General features: G+C 69.3%; 7 protein-coding genes and 1 pseudogene. 4 read left to right on the top strand and 4 right to left on the bottom strand.

The genetic code is table 11. The features are described from left to right. Positions 1–90: 90 nt before the first annotated feature. Positions 91–393: pseudogene (locus ACWFR4_RS47035) on the top strand (integrase core domain-containing protein); the annotation flags it as partial. A 58-nt stretch (positions 394–451) separates the two neighbouring features. Here the strand turns inward: ACWFR4_RS47035 and ACWFR4_RS47030 are convergent. After that, positions 452–2,038, bottom strand: coding sequence for an IS4 family transposase (locus ACWFR4_RS47030; protein WP_453657911.1), 1,587 nt, complete (start codon positions 2,036–2,038; stop codon positions 452–454). A gap of 326 nt (positions 2,039–2,364) precedes the next feature. After that, entirely contained in the window at positions 2,365–3,492 is a 1,128-nt protein-coding gene (locus ACWFR4_RS47025; protein ID WP_453657909.1) for a PP2C family protein-serine/threonine phosphatase, read from the bottom strand. Between the two features lie 267 nt (positions 3,493–3,759). On the opposite strand from ACWFR4_RS47025, the gene ACWFR4_RS47020 reads away from it, so the two are divergent. The 3 genes from ACWFR4_RS47020 (at position 3,760) to ACWFR4_RS47010 (ending at position 5,447) form a co-directional block, all read left to right on the top strand. Then, positions 3,760–4,122: a hypothetical protein gene (locus tag ACWFR4_RS47020; RefSeq protein WP_453469738.1), complete on the top strand. Its 363-nt coding sequence runs from the start codon at positions 3,760–3,762 to the stop codon at positions 4,120–4,122. Between the two features lie 637 nt (positions 4,123–4,759). Further along, positions 4,760–5,113: a hypothetical protein gene (locus ACWFR4_RS47015; protein ID WP_453657907.1), complete on the top strand. Its 354-nt coding sequence runs from the start codon at positions 4,760–4,762 to the stop codon at positions 5,111–5,113. Between the two features lie 34 nt (positions 5,114–5,147). Then, on the top strand, positions 5,148–5,447 hold the full coding sequence (locus ACWFR4_RS47010) for a hypothetical protein (protein WP_453657905.1): 300 nt from the start codon (positions 5,148–5,150) through the stop codon (positions 5,445–5,447). Between the two features lie 142 nt (positions 5,448–5,589). On the opposite strand, the gene ACWFR4_RS47005 is transcribed toward ACWFR4_RS47010, so the two are convergent. Together ACWFR4_RS47005 and ACWFR4_RS47000 are read right to left on the bottom strand one after the other, a co-directional pair. Then, positions 5,590–6,135 (bottom strand): GNAT family N-acetyltransferase, encoded by a 546-nt coding sequence (locus tag ACWFR4_RS47005; protein ID WP_453657903.1) that lies wholly within the window; start codon positions 6,133–6,135, stop codon positions 5,590–5,592. Between the two features lie 392 nt (positions 6,136–6,527). Beyond that, positions 6,528–6,677 carry a hypothetical protein gene (locus tag ACWFR4_RS47000; protein ID WP_453657901.1) on the bottom strand — a complete coding sequence of 50 codons (150 nt, stop codon included), beginning with the start codon at positions 6,675–6,677 and terminating at the stop codon, positions 6,528–6,530. Between the last annotated feature and the right edge of the window lie 546 nt (positions 6,678–7,223).

Below are 7,223 nucleotides of genomic sequence, written 5' to 3'. Positions count from 1 at the left end.
AGGTCCTCGGTTGGCGGACGCCGGCCGAGGTCTTCGAAGAGCAGCTACGCTCGCTGCAACAGCCCGGTGTTGCAACGACTGGTTGAACTCGCCCAATATACGAGTCGGGCCTTCGCCGACGCCTGCCGCGAGGCGGGCGTGCTCCAGAGCATGAGCGCGGTGGGCAGCTCGGCGGACAACGCCGCCGCGGAGAGCTTCAACGCGACCTTCAAAAGGGAGACATTGAAGGGCCGAAAGGGCTGGTCAAGCGAGCGTGAGGCCCGTCTCGACGCGTTCCGCTGGCTCCACCGATACAACACCCGACGGCGACACTCCCGCCTCGGACACCGCAGTCCCATCACCTACGAGACGGCCAGCGCAACAACATCAACTACGCTGGCCGAAGCCGCATAAGCCCGTGTCCAGGACGCGGGGTCAAGGCCCAAGGCCGGGTAGTTAGCGTTTTCGCAGGTCACGCAAGTGAGGCTGGGGACCATGGTGTTGCGGCGTAGAGGCCGGGGCCGAGCTTGTGGATGAGTCGACTGGCGGCCCACCGATTCAGTTGTCTGTACATGGTCTCCAGGGTGATGTCGCCGAAGTGGGCAGCGATTTCACGGGGTTGCCAGAGACGCGTGGGGTCTTCCTGGAGCAGTGCCAGGATGCGGTGTCGGCGCCGCGCCGCAGGGGTAGCGTGCCGGTCGTCCCGGGAGGCCGTGGGCAGCGCGGGTGACTGATCCACGGGTTCGAGGACGGTGACGTCGAGGCGGGTAACGGTGCGGCTGGTGTCGGGGCGGCTGTCGGCGTGGCGCTCGCTGTAGCGCGACATCGGTGACTTGACCTTGCGGGTGCTGACCCGTTGCCGGCGGGGCGGGAGCAGGCCAGTGAGGATCCGGCGGCCGATCGTCCCGAGGAGGGTGTCCCGATTCGTGTCCGCGGGGATGATGCCGGTGGCCTGGATCACCTGGTCGCGGGCGGTGTGGAGCGCGATGCTGAAACAGCAGCGGTCCGGGTCGGTGCCGGGGAGGGACTCGGCGGCGTCGACCATCACGGTGCGTAGGGCCTGATAGAGCGTGAGCAGGGACCACATCTCCTGCTCGATGCCTGCCGGGTCGCCCGAGCGCAGGTTGCGGCCGTTCATGATCGTGTGGCGGAGCGCGTAGTACGCCGATTCATGTTCCCACCGCTGGTGATAGAGACCCACCAGCGCGGTGGCCGGGTAGCGGCGGGCGTCGGTCAGGGTCGTGACCAGTCGGTAGGACCCGGTGAAGGATGTGCCGTCCGCGCAGGTCACAGCGATCTGTGCGTCGATGACCCGCACTTTCACGGTGCCGATCACCGACAGGTAGGAGCCGTCGACGAGGAGGGTGAGGACCGGCGTGCGCCGGTTGCTGCGGAGCCGGCCCAGGACCTGGGCGCCGGTGTCGGTGACCGCCGCGAGGAAGGCGTTGCCGTCGAATCCCTTGTCCCACAGCACCAGCATGTCCGGCCGCAGCAGGTGCAGCAGCCGGCTGGCGTAACTCGTCTCGCCCTCGGCGGTGGGGCCGAACACCGCGCCGACCAGGGCCCGGGTGCCGGTCTCGATCAGAGTCATCAACTCCAGCGTCGGATAGCCATGATGCGAAGTCCTGCCCAGCCAGGCCCGGTTCCGCTCGGAATCGGGGACTCTCAGCGAACTGCAGCCGTCGAACGACACCAACCGGTAGGGGCCGAAACGCGCCCCTGGCGTCGTCGGCCGAGCCAGCAACCCGGCCAGCACCTCGAACAACGCCCGCACCGGGGCGCTGCCGATCCGCCGGCGCAGGTCGCGCAACGCCTTCGCCGACGGACAGACCACCGGCATCCCGGACAGACCCGCGGTCAGCTTGTCCCAGACGAGGCGGTAGCCGACCTCGGGGAACAGGCACATCGCCAGCAGGAAGTAGACCCCGACCCGCGACGGCAGATCACGCAGCCGTCGCTGTACCGCCCTCGTCTCCGCAAGGACCGTGTCCACGAGCTCGAACGGCACGACGGCAGTCAACTCGCCCAGATGCCCGGGAGCGAACCGGCCCGCGGCCACAGTGACCGTACGGGTGATAGTCGTCAGCGCAGACGGCAGGACACAATGACGGGGCAACGGAGCTCCTTCGGGACAAGCTGTCTTGGTCGACTGCCTGTACCAACGAGCTCCGTTGCTCTGCGTCGAGAATCCTGCAACTCCCTTGCATAACCTGCGAAAACGCTAAGTACCCGGCCTTGGGTCAAGGCCCCACCTCACACCAGAGGAGAACCCGCAGTGGTCCGGCGGGCCGCGAACCGCCGGAGTCTTCGGGCCACTGGGCCGCGGAACCCCAGTGCCGGATCACGCGCCAGCTGTGATGAGACCGCGATGCGGGACCGGACGAGTCAGAACGATGAGGAGGCGGTCGGCGATGTGGGGGCGCGCTGGAGCGCGATCATGGCGGCATCGTCGCCCAGGCTGCCGCCGCTGTGAGCGAGCAGGTCGTCCCGGATCCACCGGACGAGGGTCTCGGGGTCGCCCGCAGCCGACGAGGTGATCCGTTCGGCGAGCGGGTAGAAAGTACCTTCCTGGTCACGGGCCTCGATGACGCCGTCGGTGTAGAGGAGGACGATGTCGTCGGCCGCCAGCGGGAACACGTCGGGGGTGTAACTGGGCGTCGAGAACTCGCCCAGGCCCAATGGGGTTTCGGGCTGGTCGGCCATGAGGGGCGTGACGTGCTGACCGCGTACGAGCAGTGGCGGTGGGTGGCCACAGTTGATCACATGGATCACGGGCTCATGGTCAGGGATCTCCAGGACGGCAGCGGTGATGAAGTCCTCTTCGGCGCGTTGGTCGGTCTCGGTGAGTTCGGCCAGGTCACGGGTGACGCTTCCCTCCAGATACTGCGTGAGTCCGGCCAGATCGGCGTGATGGTGGGCTGCTTCACGGAAAGCACCGAGCAGGAGGGCTGCGTCGCTGATAGAGCTCAGGCCCTTGCCTCGCACATCGCCGATGATCATCCGAGTCACCTCGCCGACGCGGGCGGCGGCAAAAAGGTCGCCTCCGATATGGGCCTCGGCCTCAGCGGCCAGGTAGACGGAGGCCACTTTCAGCGGGCCGAGGCGGCGGGGAAGAGGACGCAGCACGACACGCTGCGCCGCCTCGGAGACCGAACGTACCTGCGCCAGTTCGCGCTGCCGACGCTCGCGCAGGTAGCAGAAGGTCGCGATGACCGCCGTGACGATGGCCAGAGAGAGGATCTGCATCTCGTGGTTGAGTGTGAGCGGCCACCCCTGGCGGACCACGCCGATCACCAGTTGCGTCACCACCGCGAGGGCACCGACCGCCGCCACGAGCCGGGCACCACCGATAGCAGCCGTGACCGCCGGGGCGGCGACCAGCAAGGGGCCAAGGTGCACGTCGGGCGGCGCCAGGGTGTCGACCACCGTGACGACCGCGATCAGGCAGAGCGGAAGCGCCAGCAGCGCATGGCGCGGCTGCCACCGCCGCCGGAGCTCCGACTTAAAACGCATCGTTTACGAGTACCCGGGTGCTGTAGGCCCGTCACAGCTGTCCCCTGCTGCGCCCGCTGAATCAGCCATGTGCACTGAGCACGTTGCGCTGTACGGGCGCCGAGGAGCGCGCGAATCCGGCGGCGGTCACCCGTGCCGACTCCAACGCTCCCGCAGCCCCAGTACGACGGGCTCTGACGCGGTGAGCACTATGCGCTCCCGGGCCTGAACCAGTCCCGTGTCTCGGAACGCGGCTCTTGCTGCCAGACCGCGGGAGACCTCCGGTGGATGATCACCCAACGAGACCATACGCAAAGCCTGATTGGCCTCGTGCAGGGCGGCCAACCGGCGCGGCCACTCACCCTGTGCGTGTGGTCGGTGGGCTTCGCCCTGTACGGGATCGCGCTCTGCCTCATGCACGTGTTCCGCACCGCCGACATCCACGAGGTGCTGCCGCCGACCCTCGCCACCTTGCTGGTGTGGGTGACGGCCGCCGTCGACGTGATCAGCAACGCGAACGCCGAGGTTCCCGTCGTTGCCCGGATCGTGCCTGCTCGGCGCCCCGGTGTCGGTGACGGTGTTGTCGTGCTGGGAGCTGTACCGGCTGCGGAAGTACAGAACCTGACGGTGCGACAGGCCCTCGGCCGCTAGATCACCTCCGCGTCACTTACGCCGTCCTCCCCAACGACCGGGGAACGGTCACGGGAGACGGTGTTCCCGACCGTTCGGCACGGGCCCGGCGAAGGGCGGCGGCCTCGGTCGCCGCGCCCTGGCGGCGGCGCTGGACGCGGGCCGCCTCGATCGCGGCCGGCGCATCGTCTGGCACGGTTTCGGGTTCGGGGAACGCTCGACGGCTGAGCTCGCGCATCGCGGTGGTCTGCCGCTCGACTGCCTCCGCGATGGCCGGGTCCACCCGGGACGGCGGCGCGGCCCGGCGATGCGCTTCGAGGGCTCGGCGGTAGCCGTCCGATGGGCGGGGCACACACTGGGCGCGGTCCGGTCGCGGGGCCGGGGCAGCGGCCGTGGCCGGACATGCCTTCACGGGGGCGGACGCCAGGACGTGCACGACGCCCAGCCCACGGTCAACCCGACTCCGAACCCGACCCCGGACGACCAGCCCGCCATCGACCCGATCCCGATCTCCCCGCCCCACGGGCGACGCGGTGACCGCGGTCACCCAGGATGCCGGTACGCAGTGAGACGGTTACGCGGAGCACGACCAGGTACTCGGCTCCAGACAGCGCACAGCCCAGGCAACCCAGAGAAATCGGAATGAGGAGGGATCGACGTGCACTCGATCAGGATGAGAAGGATTGCGGTCCTCTTGGGCGCCGCCGTCTTCTGCCTCGCCGCTCCGGCCCAGTCGTTCGCCGATTCCGGCACGGCCCCCAAGGCCGCCTACTGCGGGACGGATGGGGCCACCGGGCTCGCGGTGTCGGCGACCGGGAACGTGCCCTGCCGCGCCGCGCTGCAGGCGGCGGCCGCCTACACCAAGGCCTGGCACGGCACAGCGGCCCAACCCGTCCAGGTCCGCAGGGCAGGCACCACGTGGCAGTGCCAGGAGCGGCCGGGCGACCCCAACCCCTACCAGGCGTGCGTCGACGCACAGGACCACACCCGGCTGGTCACGCTGTCATCCTGACCCGACCGGCTCCGCCACCGAAAGGCCCTCCCCCATGATGTCCCCGCGACTGCCGTCGATCACGGCCAGCGCCCTGATGGTGCTCGCGCTCTCCCCGATGGCCCATGCCGCTCCCGCCGGCCACACCACTCCCATCGCAACGCGCGACGTGTGCACCACGGCGATGACCGCCGCCGACAGCGCCGAGAACGACTACAACGCCCTCAAGAAGAACCTGGAGCGCCGCATCGCCGACGACTCTCACCCGGACAAGTCCGAGCTGCAGGCACTCCAGGACGCCCACGCGAAGCGCGTCATGACCGCCTCCCAGGCCCAACGCGCCTGCGGGCCCTGACTGGCTTCGTCCACGAGAACGGACAGCGCTTCGGGAGGCATTCGGCCGTCTCCGTCTGGTGAGGTGTTCACGGGTTTCAACAGCGTTGGGCTCCGTCGCAGCGGTGCTGTCGAGTTGCGGACCCGCGTTGTCGAGCACGAGCTCAATCGGACGGCGTGACCGACCTCCACACGCCGAACCACTGCTCGGCGCCGTAGTCCTCGTACCGCTCCACCTCGGTGAACCCCAGCTTTGCCGCCAGGCGCATCGAGCGCTCGTTGGCGGTCTGGGTGCGCAGCACCACCGCCTCGCCGGGAAGCGCGTCGGCGAACCAGTCGAGTGCCGCTGCGCACGCCTCGGTGGCGTACCCGTGTCCCCACGCCTGCGGCAGAAGCAGGTAACCGAGCTCGGTCTTCCCGACGTCCGCACGGACGTGCCCCAAACCCTCTGCGTGCGGACCGAGCATGATCGTGCCGATCATCACCCCGTCAAGATCGATCACGAAAAAGCCAGGGCGCTGCCCGGGTACCTCGGGCACCGTGCGTTCGAGCTCGGCACGCGGTTGAGGGCCACCGAGGTAGGTGCCCACCTCTGGCGAGGCGTTGAGCTCGATGACCGCCGGACGATCCCGGGCTTCGCACTCGCGCAGTACGAGCCGCTCGGTCTTGATCGGAGCAGGTGGCCAAGCGAGGGCTCTGGGGTCAGTCATGCCGGCCAACCTAGCCAGCAGGCTCAGAAGTGATCAACACTCGCCGAGCGATACTCACCCGCCCAGGGACCGTCACCTCAGGCGGGGGGCTCCTCGTCGGCATGGCCGCCGGCTCCGAGGGTTCGCCGCGGGGCCGGCGCTGTCTCTGTGGGGCCTGCGACCACGCCCCGGGCGCGCAGCTCGGCAACGTCCGGGAGGCGGATGCCTGGCAGGGCGTCGATCAGGTCGGCCTGCCAGGCGCGGATGGTGCGCGCGGCCTGGGGGCCGGAGCCAAGAGCACGCGGGTTGTCACGTGATCATCGTACGGGCGGCGTCACGGCCGGCCGGAGCAGCCCGAAGTGAGCAGCCCGAAGTGCCCCGGCCGTGCGCCTCAGCAAGTGCGGTCCGCACGGTCAGAGCTTCAGCGCGAGCGCGGCTGCCGCAAAGACGGTCGCCGCGACGCCGATGGGGACGACCAGCGACGGCCGGACGGTGACAGCGATCCCCGCCACAGCAGCACAGAGCAGAGCCAGGATCAGGATGGACGTGCGGTCGGTCGACATAAGTCCTCCGGTCTCGACAGTCGCGGCCTGGCGGCCGACGACGGTGTCTGGCGGGGCGGTGGGCTCGGTCCCACCGCCTGACTGACGGGGTTCTCCCGAGGCTGTGGCCACCGGAGATGTAGGTTCGTCGAGACGCGCCTCAAGCTCCCTGGCGGCCGTGGCGTGCGGTCCCGCCATGGCTGCGAAAGCGGGCAGAAAAGACGAAATCCATGGCCGTAAACCCTCCGTGGAGACACTCCGCGCGCGATCCGGCTCACGCAGAAGAGCGACGCCTTCCCCATACGCCGGTAGGCGACCGCCAAATGGTCCAAGGCGAGCATCAGCGCGCGGGCCGTCTCGCCGCGCGTCCCGTCCGAGAGCAGCTCCCGCCGCACACCGTCGCCGAATTCCAGCTCGACGCCCGGCCCGGCACTCTCGCCCGGCTCGGCCTCCGTGCGCCGCAGCAGCCCGCTGCTGTTGGGGGACGCGGGGCGCGGGCTGGTCAGCATGAGGCTGCTGGTCTGCGTGCCCGCCCTCGCCCAGACGTGCTCCGGCAGCACATGGACG

The sequence above is a fragment of the Streptomyces sp. NPDC055140 genome (genome assembly GCF_053607285.1).
Note: the sequence above shows the minus strand (reverse complement) of the source record. Positions and strands in the feature narration are given on the sequence as shown.

What these genes read in the sequence shown, in the direction of transcription:
- ACWFR4_RS47010 (WP_453657905.1), top strand. Translation starts at nt 5,148, where the DNA reads ATGATGTCCCCGCGACTGCCGTCGATCACGGCCAGCGCCCTGATGGTG.
- ACWFR4_RS47000 (WP_453657901.1), bottom strand. Translation starts at nt 6,677, where the DNA reads ATGTCGACCGACCGCACGTCCATCCTGATCCTGGCTCTGCTCTGTGCT.
- ACWFR4_RS47025 (WP_453657909.1), bottom strand. Translation starts at nt 3,492, where the DNA reads ATGCGTTTTAAGTCGGAGCTCCGGCGGCGGTGGCAGCCGCGCCATGCG.
- ACWFR4_RS47020 (WP_453469738.1), top strand. Translation starts at nt 3,760, where the DNA reads ATGATCACCCAACGAGACCATACGCAAAGCCTGATTGGCCTCGTGCAG.
- ACWFR4_RS47005 (WP_453657903.1), bottom strand. Translation starts at nt 6,135, where the DNA reads ATGACTGACCCCAGAGCCCTCGCTTGGCCACCTGCTCCGATCAAGACC.